The sequence below is a fragment of the Amylibacter sp. IMCC11727 genome, assembly GCF_029854195.1.
Classification (GTDB): Bacteria; Pseudomonadota; Alphaproteobacteria; order Rhodobacterales; family Rhodobacteraceae; genus Amylibacter.
The window spans coordinates 768,386-787,027 of the sequence record NZ_CP122960.1 but is presented as its reverse complement, the minus strand read 5'-3'; the positions used below and the strand labels follow the sequence as shown (position 1 = coordinate 787,027).

The following is an 18,642-nucleotide window of genomic DNA, read 5'->3' as shown; positions in this document are numbered from 1 at the left end:
TTCACAGTTTATGGATCATCTGGGCTCAGACGCACGATGTTTTCTGCGCTGCTGTCTTCCATTTCAGCAAAATCAAACGCGTCCAGCCGTTTGGCGCGATTCCCTGCCTTTGTTGCGGAAATCTTGATATCCTCAACGTCTTTGGCTGCTTGGCTGAAATGCCGATCCAAATTGCTAACGCGTGTTTCCAGCCGCCCCACATCTTTGTTCAGCAGACCCAATTCTCTACGAATGGCCCCCGCCTGTTCTTTCATCCGCGCGTCCTTTAACACCGCCCGCATTGTGTTCAGTGTCGCCATGCAGGTGGTGGGGGACACAATCCAAACGCGTGCATCAAACCCTTCGCGCACTACATCCGCAAAATTCGCGTGTAATTCCGCATAAACCGCCTCAGATGGCAGGAACATCAACGCCCCGTCTGCGGTTTCCCCATCAATGATGTATTTTTCCGAAATCGCCCGAATATGCGCCCGCACCGCTGTCTTCATATCGCGCACCGCGACTTGCAACTCCGCTTGCGAGTCTGCCCCACGAATTTTCTCATAGGCTTCAAGCGGAAACTTACTATCAATCACAATTGGGCCTGGGGGATTGGGCAAATGGATCAGGCAATCCGCCCGCTTTCCATTGCTCAGCGTGGATTGAAACGAATAGGCGTCAGGCGGCATTGCTTTTTGTACAATATCGTTCAGTTGAATTTCGCCAAACGCCCCGCGTGTCTGTTTGTTCGACAGGATATCTTGCAACGACAGCACATCACCCGACAGTTTTTCGATATTCGTCTGCGCCTTATCAATGGTCGACAACCGCTCTTGCAACTGCGTCAAAGATTGCGTCGTTTTTTCACTGCTCCCTTGCAGCGTATCTTTCATCCGCTCCTGCAACTCGGCCAGCGCGCGTGCGTTTTTCATCGCCCCTTCGTGCAACTTATCCTGCATCTGCTGTTGCACATGCCCCAGCCGTGCCTCAACCGTGTGCATGGCCTGCGCCTGTGAGCTCGCCACACTGTCGAGCCCGCCTTTTAACACATGCTGGCTCTCGTTCATGGCCTTCAGACCTTCGCCCATCATTAACATCTGATTGGCCAGCGGTTCGGCGGCCTTTGCCGCACGCCCCGAGGCTCGCAACGCAAAAATAAGCAGGAACAACACCAACAGCAGCACGACTCCCAACGCACACATCGCCAGCACCAAGGGATCGGTGAAATCAATTTGACCCATCAGCGCCGCCCGTCTCTTTTAGTATCGCAAAACATGCCCAACGTTCTCATTCCCATCAGCGGCGCCCAAATAGTTTTTCAATGTCATGTAACTTCAGTTCCACATAAGTCGGCCGCCCATGGTTGCATTGCCCTGAATGCGGCGTGGCTTCCATTTCGCGCAACAAGGCATTCATTTCTTCGGCACGCATCACACGCCCAGATCGGATTGACCCATGGCACGCCACGCGGCTCAGGATCGCTTCCAGCTTATCCTTCACACTTTGCGTCTGGTTCAAATCCGCTAACTCATCCGCAATGTCATTCACCAACGCAACCGCATTCACTTCGCCCAGCAACGCAGGGGTTTCCCGCACACAGACCGCCGAACCACCAAAATCCTCGATCACCAAACCAAAGCCCGCCAAATCCGCCGCCGCATTCAGCACGCGGCCATGATCATCGGCCGCCAGTTCCACAATTTCAGGGATCAGCAACGCCTGCGCCGCCACTCCGTTTTGTGCCATCTGGTTTTTCAGACGTTCATAAACCAACCGCTCATGCGCCGCATGTTGATCCACGATCACAATCCCATCGGATGTCTGCGCAATCACATAATTCTCATGCACCTGTGCCCGGGCCGCGCCTAAGGGCTGATCCTCAACCACTTCTTCCACGGCAGGTTCAAACCGCGCCGATGGGGCTGGTGCTTCGGCGAACCCCTGTTGCATTGGCGTATAACTCGGCTGAACAGGTCGCCGATCCATCTGATATATTGCACCTTCTGGCCGTGTTTCGGGTCGAAACGCCCCAAGCGTTGCATCCGCCACGGTTGTACTAGCCCGATGGCCCGCCTCCGCCAAGGCATGGCGCAGTGCCGACACAATCAGCCCCCGTGCAACGCCTGGATCACGAAACCGTACTTCGGATTTTGCGGGATGCACATTTACATCCACCAGCGTCGGATCACATTCTAAAAACAACGCCAGTGCAGGATGCCGATCCCGATGCAAAAAATCGGAATAGGCCCCACGGATCGCACCAAAGAACACTTTGTCGCGCACAGGCCGCCCGTTCACAAACATATACTGCGCTGTTGCTGATCCACGGGAATATGTCGGAAGGCTGGCAAATCCTGTTAAAGCCAATCCTTCGCGCTCTGCATCGATGCGCAACGCATTGGCTGCAAAATCGGAACCCAGAATTTTTGCCAATCGCGCATGCAAAGCGTCAAACAAATCACCTGTTTGCGGGGGCACTTGAAACACCACACGGCCTTCACCGCCACCTGTCACATCACGCAGCGTGAAGCCGATCAATGGTTCTGCCATCGCCAGCCGTTTAATCACATCGATGATCGCACCACTTTCGGACCGATCCGTGCGCAGGAATTTCAATCGCGCAGGGGTGGCATGAAACAAATCACGCAATTCCACAACCGTGCCACGGGACAAGGCCGCAGGTTTTACGGCGTTTATCACACCACCGTTCACCGAAATCACCGCCGCAGTGTCTGCCCCCGCTGCACGCGACGTGATCGTAAGTCGACCGACGGCCCCCATGGACGGCAATGCCTCACCACGAAACCCAAATGTGTGAATGTTCAGCAGGTCCGATCCGTCAATTTTGGATGTGGCATGACGCGAAAGCGCCAGCACCAGCTGATCCTCTGGGATGCCAAATCCGTCGTCGGTCACCCGCAGTAAAGTTTTGCCACCATCTGCATAGGCCACGTCGATCCGCGTGGCTCCCGCATCAATGGCGTTTTCCACCATTTCTTTCACCGCAGACGCGGGCCGTTCCACCACCTCACCCGCCGCGATGCGGTTGGCAGCGGCATCATCCAATTGCCGAATGGGCGCACGTTTGGTGTGTATGTTGGGGTCAGGGGCGTTCATGCCACAACAGATAGCACGATAGGCCCCGATTCGCGATTGCCGAATGCGGGGCCTCTCAATCTTTCATCAGGCAGAAATCAATCAGTGGAGCTTACACCTTCAGGCTGCCCAACTACCACAAACCGCAGACCATCAGGCTGCAAATGCTTTTTGGCAACCCGTGCAACATCTTCCACCGTCACTGCGTTCAGTCGATCATTACGTGTGTTGATATAATCAGGTTTGAACCCATCAAGCTGCATGCTCGTCATCACCCGTGCGATTTTGGCGTTGCCATCAAAACGTAACGCATACGATCCCGTCATGTATTTCTTGGCTTTATCCAACTCCGCCGCGGTGACACCCCCCTCGGCCATGCGTTTCCACTCGGCAGCAACCACATCGATGGCCTCACCGATTGTGCCATTTGCCGATGCAACAGACCCACCGATGTATTCGGTCGCCCCCAACCACGCGATGTAACTGTAAACACCATAGGTCAGGCCCCGTTTCTCGCGCACTTCATCCGTCAGGCGTGATCCAAAGCCGCCGCCGCCCAAAATATGGTTCATCACGAAAATCGGCATGAAATCAGGGTGGTCAAGGTTCACTTCGGTCGGTTGAGCCCACAATGCCACGGATTGCGGCGATGGGAATTCCACCACTGTGGTGCCCCCTCCTGCGCTAAAGGCAACCTTTGGAGGCAACGCCGCACCTGTTTCGGGTAAATCCCCCAACAGTGCGTCCAACATCGGACCTAATTCCGCTGCGGTGACATCTCCAACAACAGACACAACCAAATGATCTTTGCTCATCACCGCACGATGCGCTGCGACCAAATCATCACGGGTTAACGCCGCAACGGTTTCAAGCGTACCGTCATTGGGCAAGCTATAGGCATGTCCCGCAAAGGCAATTTCATTCAGGGCTTGTCCTGCTATCGCCTGCGGATCCTTCAAATCGCTCTCGATCCCAGCAATCACCTGCGCACGCACACGATTGATCGCGGGTTCATTGAACGCAGGCTCCACAATGGCTTTGCGCAGCAATGCCAATGCTTCATTCGCATTTGATTTCAGGATTTGTGCCGAAATCGTCACCGCATCGCGGCGCGGGCTAAACCCGAAATTCGCAGCCAAACTCTCGGAGGCTCGACGAAACGCCGCCGCATCCATATCTCCAGCGCCCTCTTCCAACAGACCAACCATCAAATTGGTTGCACCCGATTTTTCGGGCAGGTCCAACGATGTCCCGCCTTTAAACGCCACTTGCATGGCTATAAACGGGATTGACGGTTCATTCACCAACCACGCTTTGATGCCACCTGCGCTGGTAACTTCTTCAATTTTTATCTGCGCAGCGGCAGGCAGGGCAGCAATCATCGCAACCCAGAAAACAATGAAAATACGGATCATTCGGAGGCTCCTTTTGGTGGCAACATCAAACCGGTTACCGATTGTTCCATTACCAATACCTTACGTGCGGCAGCCATGATGTCGGCCTCGGTTACGGATTGTAAAACCGCAGACCAACTTTGCACATCCTCTACGGTCAAACCTGCCGTCAACGCCTGACCATAGGTCCGCGCCACACCAGATTGATTGTCCAAGTCATAGATATCTTCGGCAGCCACTTGCACCTTCAAACGGGCCAAATGATCTGCATCAACACCTTCTTCCAGAAACTCTGCCAGAACCTGATCCACTGCCGCTTCAAGGTCTTCAAGGCTCACACCTGGGCGTGGCATCGCGTAAATGCCAAAGGTTTCTGGGTCATAGGACATGCTGTCATACCAAGAATCCGTATAAACCGCGATTTTCTGTTCCAGTTGCAGCTTTTGGCCCATTACAGATGAAATCCCTGACCCGCCCAACAAATGGGAAAACAGAACCAACGCAGCCGCTTCTTTTTGGTTGCCAGACTGACGCTTTGGCGCTTGATAACTGCGCACCAAATACGGCTGCGTTTGCCGTTCATCTTGGAAGGTCAGCCGCACAGGGGACAAATGCGGTGGCTCTTTGGGGCGCACCCGTGGCGGGATATTATCCGATGGTTCAAGCGGGCCGTAATACTCCTCCGCCAATGACTTAACCTGTTCAGGGGTCACATCCCCTGCGACAACCAAAATCGCATTATTCGGCGCGTAATAGGTTTTGTAAAAATCGAGCGCATCTTCGAGATTCAAATCCTCGATTTCATGACGCCAGCCAATCACAGGGTTTCGATAAGGATGGTTCATAAACATCATCGCGCGGCGCTGCTCTTGGAACAGACTGTTGGGATCACTTTCTGTGCGCGTGTTACGCTCTTCGATCACCACATTGCGCTCTGTAATGACATCTTCTTCGGACAGTACCAAATTGCGCATACGATCGGCTTCCAACTTCATCATCAACGGCAACCGATCCGCCGCAACCCGCTGGAAATACCCTGTATAATCATAAGACGTGAACGCGTTATCAATGCCCCCGTTTGCCTTAACGGTTTTGCTAAACTCGCCAGGTTTCAACGTTTTTGTTCCTTTGAACATCAAATGCTCCAAGAAATGCGCAACGCCCGTGTATCCCGCAGGTTCATCCGCAGACCCCACTTTGTACCACACCATATTCGTGACCACGGGTGCGCGATGATCTTCGATCACCACCCCTTGCAATCCGTTATCCAATTCGAAAGTTGTAACCTTACCTGTTTGCGCAGAAACCGCACAGGCCGAGGTAAAAATGGCAACACAAATGCCAAGCGTCCGCATGAACATGGGACCTCCAATCAAAGTAATCGTTGATGAAACAGTAGACTGTTGCTCGGCACATTCAACGCAATCCACACAAATGTGAGGAACGTTACCGCTTATCTGTCACTTTCCGGGGAAACAGATGGCGTTTTAACACCCTTGCGGCGCAACAATTCATTGGTGCGGCGCGCCTGAAGCGTTTGTTTGTCATATGTCTTCAAATACGTGTTCACTTTGAACAACCGCTCAAAGAGCAAAGGACCGTTGTTATCACGGAACTTTTCGTCTTCTTCTGCCAGTACAGTTCGAATATTAGGCGCCGTTCCATTGCGTTCCGCCGCAGCCAGCAAAGCACCTTCACCCGCACCAACACGTGTGCTGTCTAAACGTTCTGGACGCCCGCCAAGTGCAGCAACCGCATCGTGTTCTGGCAATGGATCGGTCAGGTTGCGCGCGCCGGGTGTCGGTTCTGGCAAAGCCGTCAAATCGTCAGGCAACTGCAAAGGTTTTGTCGGTACGATGCCAAATTCATCAGGACCCGCTTGTCCGACTTCATCACCCGCGAAAAAACGGCCGACCCCTTTTGACGTGTCACAGCCAGCCAGCGCACCCACCAGTGCAACAGTCGTAATGATTTTCAGTCCTGCAATTTTCATTGCCAATGCCCTCAGCCTGCTTTGAAACGTGTTTATCGAAGTTTTTACGGGTCGTCACGCTTTTCTATGCAGCTTTTCAGAAAACAACACCAATCCAAACGCGCCAACAAAGATAGCGATATCCGCAACGTTAAAGGAATAAGGGTTACGCCACCCACAACACGACATGTTCAAAAAGTCGGCAACAGCGCCGTAGACCACGCGATCCACTGTGTTTCCAAGCGCCCCACCGACAATACAGCCAACCAAAAACGCGCCGAACCACCCCGTGAAATTGCGCCCCCACCACAACACCCAAATGGATATCACGATGGAAATTGCGATCAAAAACCAGCGTAAATCAAAATCACCGAACAGGCCGAAATTGATACCTTCATTCCACGCCATTCGGAAATTCAAGAAGGGTGGGAAAACGTCGATACGCTCAATGTTTTTAAGGTCCCAAAACTCCACCACAAAGAACTTCGTGATCTGATCAAACACGAAAATCCCAATGCTCATTGCCAAAATGCGCTTCATTGCGTTGCTTTCCTTTAGTGGCGGAAGTGCCGCATCCCTGTGAACACCATCGCCAAGCCAGCGTCATCCGCCGCCTTAATCACATCCTCATCGCGCATGGACCCACCTGGCTGAATAACCGCTGTCGCGCCTGCCTCGGCGGCAGTCAGCAACCCATCTGAAAACGGAAAAAACGCGTCGGACGCCACAACGGACCCTTGCGTCAGAGGCGTATCCAAACCCAACACATCTGCCATATCCTGTGCCTTACGTGCGGCAATCCGCGTGCTGTCCACACGGCTCATTTGTCCTGCTCCAACACCCACTGTTGCGCCATCTTTTACATAAACGATAGCATTTGATTTAACGTGTTTGGCAATTTTCCAAGCCACCAACAGATCGGCCATTTCCTGCGCACTGGGTTGGCGTTTGGTCACAACCTTCAAATCTGATGGTTCGACAAACCCGTTGTCACGGTCCTGAATCAGATAACCACCTGACACCTGCTTCCACAGCTGCCCGCCGCTTCGCACATCTGGCAAACCGCCCGTGGTCAGCAAACGCAGGTTCTTTTTCGCTGCAAACACGGCCTTTGCTTCGTCCGTCACGTCAGGTGCAATCACCACTTCGGTGAAAATCTCAACAATCTGTTCTGCGGTGGCTCCATCCAACGTCTGGTTCAACGCAATGATCCCGCCAAAGGCCGACGTGCGATCACAATCAAACGCTGCTTGATAGGCTTCGGCCAATGTCGCACCCGTGGCCACACCACAGGGGTTTGCATGTTTGATAATCGCACAAGCAGGCCCGTTCGCAGGATCAAACTCCGCCACCAATTCAAATGCCGCATCCGTGTCGTTGATGTTGTTATACGACAGCGCCTTGCCTTGATGTTGTTCTGCCGTTGCCACCCCAAATCGCGTATCGCCGTTGGAATAGAAACTCGCTGCTTGGTGGGGGTTTTCACCGTAACGCATTTCCTGAACAAACGTCCCTGCAATCGCCTTGCGCCGTGGCGCATCCGCGCCAATTGCAGTTGCCATCCACGTCGACACCGCCGCATCATAGGCCCCGGTCCGCGCATAAGCCGCTTGCGCCAACCCTTGGCGGAACGTCAGCGTCGTTTGCCCGTCATTTGCATCCAGCTCGTCCAACAAACCAGCATAATCTTCAACATCCACCACCACAGACACAAATCCGTGGTTCTTGGCTGCCGCGCGGATCATAGCTGGCCCGCCGATATCAATATTTTCAATGCAGGTCTCGTAATCCGCCCCCGCCGCGACAGTGGCTTCAAACGGATACAGGTTCACCACCAACAGGTCGATGTTGCCGATCCCATGTTCATCCATCGCCGCCACATGGTCCGCATTGTCCCGCAAGGCCAGCAATCCACCATGCACCATCGGGTGCAACGTTTTGACCCGTCCATCCATCATCTCTGGGAAATTGGTGATCTCGGACACATCCTTAACAGGCAGCCCCGCATCGCGGATCGCCTTGGCCGTGCCACCTGTGGACAGCAATTCCACCCCACGTGCATCCAGCGCCTGAGCCAGATCAATCAGACCCGTCTTATCAGAAACAGACAGCAAGGCACGGCGCAGCGGTTGAAGAGTATCAGACATAGGAGCAGTTCTATCCTTTTTCATATGTGCGCACAGATCACCGATCAGGCACTGCGCGTCAAAGTCCAGCTAATGCCGCCCTCATAATCGACAACAAGCCCCGTGACCACAATCTCTTGTGTCGCACGTGGCTTTAATCGGCCCTGTTCAATAAATATTGTGTCTCGCAGCTCAAGTTCACCGCCCATCGCGCGGAGCAACCATATCTCGCCCGTTTGCAGGCGAATCGATGCAACCGCGCCGTTCAGCCCCAATTCCACATCCACATCGGGATGCACGCGGAAATGCGTTTCGATTTTCATACTGCGGTTGGCATCACATTTGCGACCAAACCGAACCCGATGTGCGGTTGTTTCGCAAAAGAACCGCTCTTCACCCTGCACTTCATCCCCTGAGTGAACCACTGCCAGCTGGCGCGAATGAACTAAGCCATGGGACTGACTGAACCCATCATGTTGCGCCAACAGCGCCTGCCCATGTTCGTTGTCCTCTTTTTGAACGCCCACAACCTCTGGCACCTCGACCCACTGTAAATTGTGATCTGCATTCACAAACCGCGCCGAAGATTTGCCATCCACAACCGTTGCATTATGCGCCGCTGTTGCCTTTGCGGCGGCGCGAATGGCACCCGAATATCCACGCGCAGGCCCCATATTGACCAAAACCGGTTGCCGCCCCGATGACATTTCGAACGACAAAACACCCGCATGGGCGTTCTGTGCCTGCACGCCTTCGGGCATCTTGGCCGTGTCCATCACCACAACCGTGCCCGCTGCGGCAATTCGCGAATACCCCATAACACCGCCAATATTTGCAGGGCTGCGAATACCGGCATCCGCCAATGCTTGATCCACACGTTCTGCCACACCAGCAGATCCGCCATTGAATTGCACCATATGCCCATCGCCCAGCCGCAGGGCACGGATCGCAGGCGCAATACGTTCGAGCGCCAGCAAGATTTCTGTATCAACGTCTTGTCCCTGATCACTGGCGGCCTGATTGGTCCACGACAACAGCGTGAAAATCTCCATCAACTCTTCAGGGTTCCGACTGGCAATCCCCCCATCCCCATCAATTTCCTTGGCGCATTCACGGCCCAACGCCCGCAGCGCAGGCTGCAGCAAATGCCCCTGCCCCTCCAACGCCAACCCGCAATAGGCCAAGCCCGCCAACGCTTCGAACCGTGGCAATCCAACCCGTGCAGATTTCCACCGTTTGCGCAGGAAATGCGCCTGATGCGACAGGCTTTTGAAAAACAGATTCGATTGCGCGCTGTCGGCCCGATGCAGGATCAAAATCGCATGATTGATCCAACGCACCACACGCCGTCCTGCCAAATCAGGCGACCACCCATCCCCGCGCCCGCGCCCATAGCGATCCAACCAGTCAAACACCCATTCTTGTGCCTTTTCCCGCGCTTGGGGCGTGTCCACGGCCACCACATCGTCCAGCCATGCAAACCCATGTAAGGCCACACGTTGATCCGCGCCCAAATTCACCACATCCCATGGCGCCGTATCGGGTTTTTGATAAATATTGCCGCGCACAAGGTAATTGCCCGCCAGCATTTGCACTCCATGCGCCGCCTCTCCATAAGACCGCGGCTCTGGCTGCGAAACAAACGCTGTCGCAGGCGATGACAACCGCGCCGTGCGCAATGCAATCCGATCCGCAACACGTGGGCCAACACGGCGCACCCCGCGCAAGGGCGCCACCACAGTTTGCAAAATTCGAAATGCTCCGTTCATTTACAAAGATCGCCCGCCCGTTGTTTTGAAATGTATAGGTGGCCTCGCGGCCCCTGTCATCACCGCTTGTTCAACAGCGCCATATAAAACCCGTCCATGCCACCCAGATCAGACCAGTAATCAGGCCGTAACCGAATGGCCCCCGTGGAAACTGCCCACGCAGGGTCCAACCCAAATGTTGCAGGATCAAGGCTGGCCTCTTCCAATGCGCCACCGTCAACAGCCCGCGCAATCTGCCGCTCTCCCTCGGCTGGGATCAATGAACAAGTGGCATAAACCATCTGCCCCCCCGCCTTAAGCCACCCTGCCGCACGTTGCATCATCGCCTGTTGCAAATTCAACAACGGCTTCAGATCAAGCGTAGGGCGCACATAAGGCAAATCAGGATGGCGACGAATGGTCCCTGTTGCGGAACACGGCGCATCCAAAAGGATCACATCAAACGGCGCATCAGGTTCCCAGTCCATCGCGTTGGCCACTTCCATGCGCGGCTTGAACCCCATGCGTCGCGTGTTTTCCATCACCCGGTGCATCCGCTCCGGTGACAGATCAAGTGCGGTGACATCCGCACCCGCCGCACACAACTGCATCGTTTTGCCACCAGGTGCGGCGCACAAATCAAGCACCCGTTTACCCTTGATGTCCCCAAGCAAGCGCACAGGCATCGCCGCTGCCGCATCTTGAACCCACCAATCGCCGCTTTCATATCCTTGCATTGCAGAAATCTGCACGGATTTGCGCAATCGCAAACTGCCCGTTGGTAAAACCTCTGCCCCCAAAGTTTCGGCCCATTGCTGCGCTTTGCGTATGTCTTTGAGCGATAAATCAAACGGCGGGCGTTCCAAATGCGCACGCTCAATGGCAACCATGCTCTCTTCACCATAGGCTTTCACCATCGCTCCGCGCAGCGCCTTTGGCAGCTGCGGGACAGGTAAATCCTGCAAACTATCTACATCGAGTGATCCAAGTTTGCGCCCCACCGCATTCACCATCCCACCCAGATGTTTGGTTTTGGTGCTGCCACGTACAATTTCCACCGCCGCATTCACCGCTCCATGGGCCGGGATTCCATCCAGTACAATCTCTGCCGCACAGACCCGCAGCGCATTTAACGCACGCAATGGCGGTTTGTGTTCCAAAAACCCATCAAGGATCGCATCCAATCGCGGCATATGGCGCAGGGTCAGCGCCGCCAAACTTTGCGCCCGTGCCCGATCTGGCGGTGCCAACTTTGAAATCGGCCCATCTTCGCGCGAAATCGCATCGCCCAGCATCTGCTTGTCCATCAAAACCGCATGGATCAAGGCAACGGCCCCAAATCGCGCTGAAATCGTTGCAGTGGTCATGGCCAACTCCTATCCGCGTGCCAACCTTGCCACGCCCTGTGTTGCGGCCTACTTAGACCACAAATAGGACACACACAAATGACCGATTCAGAAAAAGCACAAAAGCTGGCAGACGCCGCCAAACGCGCCTTGGCCGAGGCAGAAGCCCGCAAATCCAAAGCCGCCAAATCAGAACTGCCAACCGAACTTGGCGGACGTGACGGCCCCGAACCCACCCGCTTTGGCGATTGGGAGAAAAAGGGCATTACGTCCGATTTCTAACGCTCAGCTTCTTTTGTCCAAAAATAACCGCGCCGCAGGCATAAACCAAAATTGCGGCGCAACGCGCCTCAGTCCTCTGACAAGCCCAGCACATCCAACATATTGTAAAGACCAGGACCTTTGTCCTGTCCCCATAAGGCAGCCTTAATCGCGCCACGGGCAAAAATGCTACGATCCGTCGCCAGATGCCGCAACACGATGCGCTCCCCTGCGGCGGCAAATAGAACATCATGCTCGCCTACAATGTCGCCCCCACGAATGGCCGTGAACCCGATATCGCCACGCTTGCGCGCGCCTGTAATCCCATCACGCCCGCTGTCACGCACATCTGCCAACGCCACACCGCGCCCCTCGGCTGCGGCTTCGCCCAGCATCAATGCCGTGCCACTTGGCGCATCTACTTTGTGATGATGATGCGCTTCGATCACCTCGATATCAAAATCTTCATCCAGCGCTGCCGCCACTTTCTTGGTCAGTTGCACCAACAGGTTCACCCCAAGGCTCATGTTACCAGCCTGCACGATTGGCGCATGGCGGGCGGCTGCACGCAATTTGTCCATATCCGCATCGGTCATGCCTGTGGTTCCCACTACATGCACCGCGCGGGCCTGCGCACACAGCGCTGCATGGGCCACCGTTGCCGCAGGGGATGTAAACTCAATCACCGCCTGCGCCTTGGCAAACACTTCAAGCGGATCATCAGACACAACAATCCCCAGATCGCCACCGCCCATACAGGCCCCTAAATCACGGCCAACCCAATCATGTCCGGTGCGCTCGGTCACACCCGCCAAAGTACAGGCATCGCTTTCAAGAACAGTCTTGATCAGCATCTGTCCCATTCGGCCAGAGGCTCCAACAATCGCAATCGCAGGCAGGTCAGTCATCAGGGTCATCCTTCGTTTTTCGCCTTTCGGCTTACCCCCGCTTAGCGGCGAAATCAAACCCCAACCCACGCAAACCTGTGTTGTATCAGCGCCTTTTCTGCCCTAAATGAACGTCCAAAGGATATATCATGGCAAAAAACACGTTTTCCTCCGCTGGCCCCAGCCAAAGACAATTGCGCGTTGGCGAATTGCTGCGCCGTTCATTGGCCGAAACGCTGGCCCGTGGGGACATCCACGATCCCGATCTGGCACATGTCTCCGTGACTGTGGGCGAGGTTCGCGCCACACCCGATCTGCGCATGGCCATTGTGCATGTTTCACCCCTTGGCGGGATCAATGCCGATGTGGTGATTGCCGCACTGAACCGCAACAAACATGAATTGCGCCGTGCCATTAACAAATCCATCACGCTAAAGTATTCGCCCGATCTGAAATTCGTCTACGATCAGACCTTTGATCAAATGGACGAAACCCGCCGCTTACTTAACCAAGACAGCGTGAAACAGGATCTCACTGACGATGAAGGCTAAACTCGCCGCCCTCTTTTTGTGTCTCGCGGGCCCTGCAATGTCCGTGGAGTGCGTGGATGAGGTTTACCAAGACAACAGCTACACAAAATGCACGGTGGATGTAACAACCGCCGACATATCCCTGTTTTTGTACAAACCAGATGGCAAACCCTACGGCCAATTCACCACACTTGATCGCGCCCTGATTGCCACAGGTAAACAACTGGCATTCGCCATGAATGCAGGCATGTACCACGAAAAACGCGATCCTGTGGGCCATTACGTCGAAAACGGCAAACAGCTCAAAGGTCTGATCACAAACGCAGGTCCGGGCAACTTCGGCCTGCTGCCCAATGGCGTATTTTGCATCGGCAAAAACCGAGCAAATGTGATCGAAACCCTGAAATTCAAAGCAACCAACCCGACCTGTACACACGCCACTCAATCTGGCCCCATGCTGGTGATTGATGGGAAATTGCACCCGCGATTTTTGAAAAACAGCACCAGCAAATACATCCGCAACGGTGTTGGCACCTCTCGCGATGGCACCACGGCCACCTTCGTGATTTCCAACAACACGGTCACATTCCACGCCTTCGCCAGCTACTTTCGCGATGCGCTGAACATTGACCAAGCCCTGTATTTTGACGGCAATATCTCGCGCCTGTACGCACCTTCCATCAGCCGATCCGATTTTGGGTTCCACACACTTGGCCCCATCATCGCCGTGACAGAGGACAAATAATGGGACGCAAGAAAAACGGACGCAACATTTCGGGCTGGCTCGTGGTGGACAAACCCGCAGGCATGACCTCCACCGCTGTGGTGAACAAGGTCAAATGGGCCCTCACCGCGAACAAAGCAGGCCATGCAGGCACGCTTGACCCTGATGCCACAGGTGTTTTGGCCGTGGCTCTGGGCGAAGCCACCAAAACCGTCCCCTACATCACCGATGCGCTCAAAGCCTACACATTCATCGTCCGCTTGGGCCAAGCCACAAACACGGATGACGCCGAAGGCGAGGTTATCGCCACCAGCGAAACACGCCCAACAGAAGCCGAAATCATCGCTGCTTTGCCCGCCTTCATTGGCGATATTGAACAAATTCCCCCCAAATTCTCCGCCGTAAAGATCGACGGGCAAAGGGCCTACAAACTGGCCCGCGCAGGCGAAGACATCGAAATCGCCCCGCGCGATCTTTATGTCGAAGACCTCAAATTCCTGTCCCGCCTCGATGCGGATCATGTGGAACTCGAACTCACCTGCGGCAAAGGCGGCTATGTGCGTTCTATCGCACGTGACTTGGGCGAAGCCCTTGGTTGCTATGGACACGTGCGTGAATTGCGCCGCATCTGGTCAGGCCCCTTTGAAACCACTGACGGCATCACCATTGAACAAATCGACGCATTAGCCAAAACCCCAGACCTCGATCAATACCTCCATCCTCTGGAAGTCGGCCTCGACGAACTCCCCCGCCTTACCTGCAAACCCGAAGACGTTGGCAAATTGCGCAACGGCAACGCCGCTATGGTCATCGCTTCAGACCTTGAATATGGTGACGAAGCATGGGTCGCTTGTCAAGACGAACCCATCGCCATCGGCATCTACAAAGCGGGCGAATTGCATCCAACCCGCGTGTTCGTGAAACATGATTGAACGCACCCATCAAAAAGGTGACGCCGCCAGCATCGCCACCTACTCCGACTGCGAAAACTACCGCTACACGCTGACACGCACATGGGGCGAAACGGGCAAACACGCTCTCTTCATCATGCTCAACCCATCCAAAGCGACCGAGGTCCAGAACGATCCAACGGTGGAACGCTGCGAACGGCGCGCGCGTGCGCTCGGTTTTGCCGCGTTTACAGTGACCAACATCTTCGCCTTCCGCGCCACCGATCCACGCGTAATGCGTGCCCAAGCCGATCCAACGGGCCCTGAAAATGACGCCGCCATCCTAAATGCTGCTAAAACCGCCGATCAAATCATCTGCGCATGGGGCACACACGGCGAACACCTGAACCGCGGCCCTGAAATGGAAACCGTGCTGCGCGCCCAGCCCAAACCGCTCTACCACCTCGGCCTATCCAAAGCAGGCCACCCCAAACATCCGCTTTACATCAGCTATGCGGTGCAGCCCGAACTCTGGCGCTAAGCCGTTTCTTTGTTCCTAAAATACTCAAAGAAAAAGGGCCCTATAGCGTTTCGACCCTTTGATCATCATGTAACGCAAATCCCGTTGTGGCCTTGGCCACAGGCAGGGAATTGCGTTTCAAAATAAAGTCGAAACGCTTTAAAGGGCCCTTGAATATCAGCTAAGCGCGTCTTCACATCGTCCACACACACCCGCATGGGAATGTGTGCCAACGTCTGGCAAAATCTTCCAACATCGCTGGCACTTCTCGCCGTCGGCCGTATCAAACACCACCGCAACGCCGTCTGTGTCTGGCATTGTGAATGCCCCTTCTGGGGCCGCGTCACCAGATACCGAAATGCCCGATGTGATACAGATGTCATCAAACGGAACGGATGCCAGCATCGCAAATACATCAGCGTCCGCCACATACACCGTCGGCGCCGCCTCAAGGCTCGCACCAATCACTTTGTCGCGGCGTTGCACTTCAATCGCGCCTGTCACAACGCGGCGCACTTTGCGAATTGCATCCCACTTCGCTGCCAAATCCGCATCCAACCAATCGCTTGGTGTCTCTGCAAAATCGCGCAAATGAACAGAACTGTCCTCACCTGGATACCGCTGCAACCAAACGTCTTCCATGGTGAACACCAACATCGGTGCCAACCAAGTGGTCAGACGATCAAACAGAATATCCAGCACTGTACGGGCCGAGCGCCGCGGCAGAGTATCATTCCCATCGCAGTACAAAACATCCTTGCGGATATCGAAATACACGGCGGACAAATCCACAGTCGCAAATTGGAACAGCTGCTGTAAAACACCTTGGAAATTATAGGCAGCATAGCCCTCTCGAACCACCACATCCAACTCCGCCAAACGGTGCAGAACCCAGCGTTCCAACTCAGGCATCTCGCTCGGCTCAACCTTTTCGGCATCCGTAAAGCCATGCAGGTTGCCCAGCATAAACCGCATCGTATTGCGCAAACGACGATAGCTGTCCGCCACCCCTTTCAAGATTTCAGGCCCAATCCGCTGATCGGCAGTAAAGTCCGTTTGCGCCACCCAAAGGCGCAGAATATCCGCACCATATTGTTTCACAATGGTCTCTGGCACAATCGTATTACCGATGGACTTGGACATCTTCATGCCCTTCTCATCCAGCGTAAATCCGTGTGTCACAACCGCCTTATACGGCGCGCGCCCCTTGGTGCCACAGGCCTGCAACATCGACGAATGGAACCACCCACGGTGCTGGTCGGTCCCTTCCAAATACACATCCGCAATCCCGTCAGGAGACCCGTCTTCACGGTCCCGCACCACAAAAGAGTGTGTCGAGCCAGAGTCAAACCAAACATCCAGAATATCGAACACCTGATCCCACTCATCATGGTTGAAATCGTCACCCAAGAACCGTGCCTTCGCACCATCCTCATACCAGCAATCTGCACCCTCTGCGCGGAACGCCTCGGCGATACGCGCATTCACGGCATCATCGCGCAGAATGTAATCTGCATCCGTTGGCAAAGCGCCACGACGCGTGAAACACGTCAACGGAACACCCCAGGCCCGCTGGCGTGACAGCACCCAATCAGGCCGCGCTTCGATCATGGAATACAGCCGATTGCGCCCCGTCACGGGGGTCCATTTCACCAATTGATCGATGGAATTCAACGCCCGCTCACGAATGGTCTTACCATAGGTATCGTTGCCGCCAATCGGCTTATCAATCGCCGCAAACCACTGTGGAGTGTTGCGATAGATCACAGGCGCTTTGGACCGCCAAGAATGTGGATAGCTGTGCTTGATCTTGCCACGCGCCAGCAAACCACCAACCTCAACCAGTTTATCAATCACCGCCTTGTTCGCATCCCCTTCACCGCCCTTGCGGCTCAGAATGTACTTCCCACCAAAGAACGGCAAATCAGCGCGGAAAGACCCGTCATCCATCACGTTATAGGTGATCACCTGCTCCAGCATGTTCAGATCGCGGTACAGCTCATACTCCTCCATCCCGTGGGACGGCGCACAATGCACAAAACCTGTGCCTTCTGTATCGGTCACAAACTCAGCCGCGCGGAAATCACGAACATCATCCCACTCGCCATTGGACCCTTCGGCCCCAGCCAGTGGGTGCAACAAACCAAGACCTTCCAGATCAGACGCCGCAACATCGCGCACCCGCGTGTACTGCCCCTCTTCCAAACGCGCCTTGGTCATCACGTCAACAGCCAGATTATCCGCAAGGATAAACTTGTCCCCAACATTCGCCCAAGATTCATCAGGCGTGCCAGTGACTTCATACAAGCCGTAGGAAATACCTTCGCCATAAACCACAGCCTTGTTCGACGGCATGGTCCAAGGGGTCGTTGTCCAGATCACGACAAACGCGTCGGCCAAATCGCTGTCACCAACAACCTTAAACTTCACCCAAACCGTGAAGCTTTCCTTGTCGTGATACTCCACCTCTGCCTCGGCCAGCGCAGTCTGTTCAATCGGCGACCACATCACAGGCTTGGACCCTTGGTACAGTGCGCCGTTCATCACGAACTTCATGAACTCCTCGGCAATCACCGCCTCAGAGCTGAAATTCATCGTCAAATACGGGTCTTCCCAGTTACCCTGAACGCCCAACCGCTTGAACTCTTCACGTTGAATATCAATCCAACCATCGGCAAACTTGCGGCATTCCTGACGCAGCTCGATGATCGGCACATCATCCTTGTTCTTGCCCTTCTTGCGGTACTGTTCCTCGATCTTCCATTCAATCGGCAGACCGTGACAATCCCAGCCCGGCACATACCGCGCGTCCTTGCCCATCATCTGCTGGCTGCGCACAATAAAATCCTTCAGGATTTTGTTCAGCGCGTGACCGATGTGCAAATTGCCGTTCGCATAGGGTGGTCCGTCATGCAGGATGAACGGCTCGCGCCCTTCTGCATTTTTGCGTTGCGTGTGGTAAATGTCTTGATTGGCCCAGCGCTCCAGCCACACAGGCTCGCGCGTTGGCAAACCCGCCCGCATTGGGAAATCCGTTTGCGGCAGGTTCAGGGTGTCTTTGTATTCAGGGGTATCGGCACACATGGTCGTGGCTCCGTCTTGTCATCATGTCAGAGGGGCGGCGCGGGATTCAAACGCCTTGTCCCGGCGTCTCAACTCTTAGAGCGCC

Annotated in this window: 16 protein-coding genes; 5 read left to right on the top strand and 11 right to left on the bottom strand. The window is 54.8% G+C overall.

Translation table 11 applies throughout. The annotated features are described in order from the left end of the window. Positions 1-8: 8 nt before the first annotated feature. The 9 genes from rmuC to QBD29_RS04045 form a co-directional block, all read right to left on the bottom strand. Positions 9-1,220, bottom strand: a complete 1,212-nt coding sequence (gene rmuC, locus QBD29_RS04085) for a DNA recombination protein RmuC (protein ID WP_280100044.1) — start codon at positions 1,218-1,220, stop codon at positions 9-11. A gap of 55 nt (positions 1,221-1,275) precedes the next feature. Continuing rightward, positions 1,276-3,096, bottom strand: coding sequence for a DNA mismatch repair endonuclease MutL (gene mutL, locus QBD29_RS04080; RefSeq protein WP_280100043.1), 1,821 nt, complete (start codon positions 3,094-3,096; stop codon positions 1,276-1,278). A gap of 77 nt (positions 3,097-3,173) precedes the next feature. Beyond that, on the bottom strand, positions 3,174-4,490 hold the full coding sequence (locus tag QBD29_RS04075) for a pitrilysin family protein (protein ID WP_280100042.1): 1,317 nt from the start codon (positions 4,488-4,490) through the stop codon (positions 3,174-3,176). Further along, the gene (locus tag QBD29_RS04070; RefSeq protein WP_280100918.1) at positions 4,487-5,824 is read right to left on the bottom strand and encodes a pitrilysin family protein; all 1,338 of its coding nucleotides are present in this window, start codon (positions 5,822-5,824) and stop codon (positions 4,487-4,489) included. Before QBD29_RS04070 ends, QBD29_RS04075 begins: the two co-directional genes overlap by 4 nt. 98 nt (positions 5,825-5,922) lie before the next feature. Continuing rightward, on the bottom strand, positions 5,923-6,462 hold the full coding sequence (locus QBD29_RS04065) for a DUF3035 domain-containing protein (RefSeq protein WP_280100041.1): 540 nt from the start codon (positions 6,460-6,462) through the stop codon (positions 5,923-5,925). A gap of 54 nt (positions 6,463-6,516) precedes the next feature. Beyond that, positions 6,517-6,981, bottom strand: coding sequence for a signal peptidase II (gene lspA / locus QBD29_RS04060; RefSeq protein ID WP_280100040.1), 465 nt, complete (start codon positions 6,979-6,981; stop codon positions 6,517-6,519). A 14-nt stretch (positions 6,982-6,995) separates the two neighbouring features. Further along, on the bottom strand, positions 6,996-8,588 hold the full coding sequence (gene purH, locus QBD29_RS04055; protein ID WP_280100039.1) for a bifunctional phosphoribosylaminoimidazolecarboxamide formyltransferase/IMP cyclohydrolase: 1,593 nt from the start codon (positions 8,586-8,588) through the stop codon (positions 6,996-6,998). A gap of 44 nt (positions 8,589-8,632) precedes the next feature. Next, positions 8,633-10,336, bottom strand: a complete 1,704-nt coding sequence (locus tag QBD29_RS04050) for a heparinase II/III family protein (RefSeq protein WP_280100038.1) — start codon at positions 10,334-10,336, stop codon at positions 8,633-8,635. 59 nt (positions 10,337-10,395) lie between these two features. After that, entirely contained in the window at positions 10,396-11,682 is a 1,287-nt protein-coding gene (locus tag QBD29_RS04045) for a transcription antitermination factor NusB (RefSeq protein WP_280100037.1), read from the bottom strand. Positions 11,683-11,760: 78 nt separating this feature from the next. On the opposite strand from QBD29_RS04045, the gene QBD29_RS04040 reads away from it, so the two are divergent. Continuing rightward, positions 11,761-11,943, top strand: coding sequence for a DUF1674 domain-containing protein (locus tag QBD29_RS04040; protein ID WP_280100036.1), 183 nt, complete (start codon positions 11,761-11,763; stop codon positions 11,941-11,943). Between the two features lie 68 nt (positions 11,944-12,011). On the opposite strand, the gene dapB is transcribed toward QBD29_RS04040, so the two are convergent. Beyond that, the gene (gene dapB, locus QBD29_RS04035) at positions 12,012-12,830 is read right to left on the bottom strand and encodes a 4-hydroxy-tetrahydrodipicolinate reductase (protein WP_280100035.1); all 819 of its coding nucleotides are present in this window, start codon (positions 12,828-12,830) and stop codon (positions 12,012-12,014) included. 128 nt (positions 12,831-12,958) lie between these two features. Between dapB and rbfA the strand changes: the two genes are divergently transcribed. From rbfA to QBD29_RS04015, 4 genes are read left to right on the top strand one after another with little or no spacing between them, the layout of a single operon-like run. Then, positions 12,959-13,360 carry a 30S ribosome-binding factor RbfA gene (gene rbfA / locus QBD29_RS04030; RefSeq protein ID WP_280100034.1) on the top strand — a complete coding sequence of 134 codons (402 nt, stop codon included), beginning with the start codon at positions 12,959-12,961 and terminating at the stop codon, positions 13,358-13,360. 37 nt (positions 13,361-13,397) lie between these two features. After that, positions 13,398-14,084, top strand: coding sequence for a phosphodiester glycosidase family protein (locus QBD29_RS04025; RefSeq protein ID WP_280100033.1), 687 nt, complete (start codon positions 13,398-13,400; stop codon positions 14,082-14,084). Then, positions 14,084-14,995, top strand: coding sequence for a tRNA pseudouridine(55) synthase TruB (gene truB / locus QBD29_RS04020; RefSeq protein WP_280100032.1), 912 nt, complete (start codon positions 14,084-14,086; stop codon positions 14,993-14,995). The genes QBD29_RS04025 and truB overlap by 1 nt, the downstream gene beginning before the upstream one ends. After that, positions 14,988-15,494, top strand: a complete 507-nt coding sequence (locus tag QBD29_RS04015; protein WP_280100031.1) for a DUF1643 domain-containing protein — start codon at positions 14,988-14,990, stop codon at positions 15,492-15,494. Before truB ends, QBD29_RS04015 begins: the two co-directional genes overlap by 8 nt. A gap of 156 nt (positions 15,495-15,650) precedes the next feature. Here the strand turns inward: QBD29_RS04015 and ileS are convergent, their stop codons facing one another. After that, positions 15,651-18,557: an isoleucine--tRNA ligase gene (ileS, locus tag QBD29_RS04010; protein WP_280100030.1), complete on the bottom strand. Its 2,907-nt coding sequence runs from the start codon at positions 18,555-18,557 to the stop codon at positions 15,651-15,653. Between the last annotated feature and the right edge of the window lie 85 nt (positions 18,558-18,642).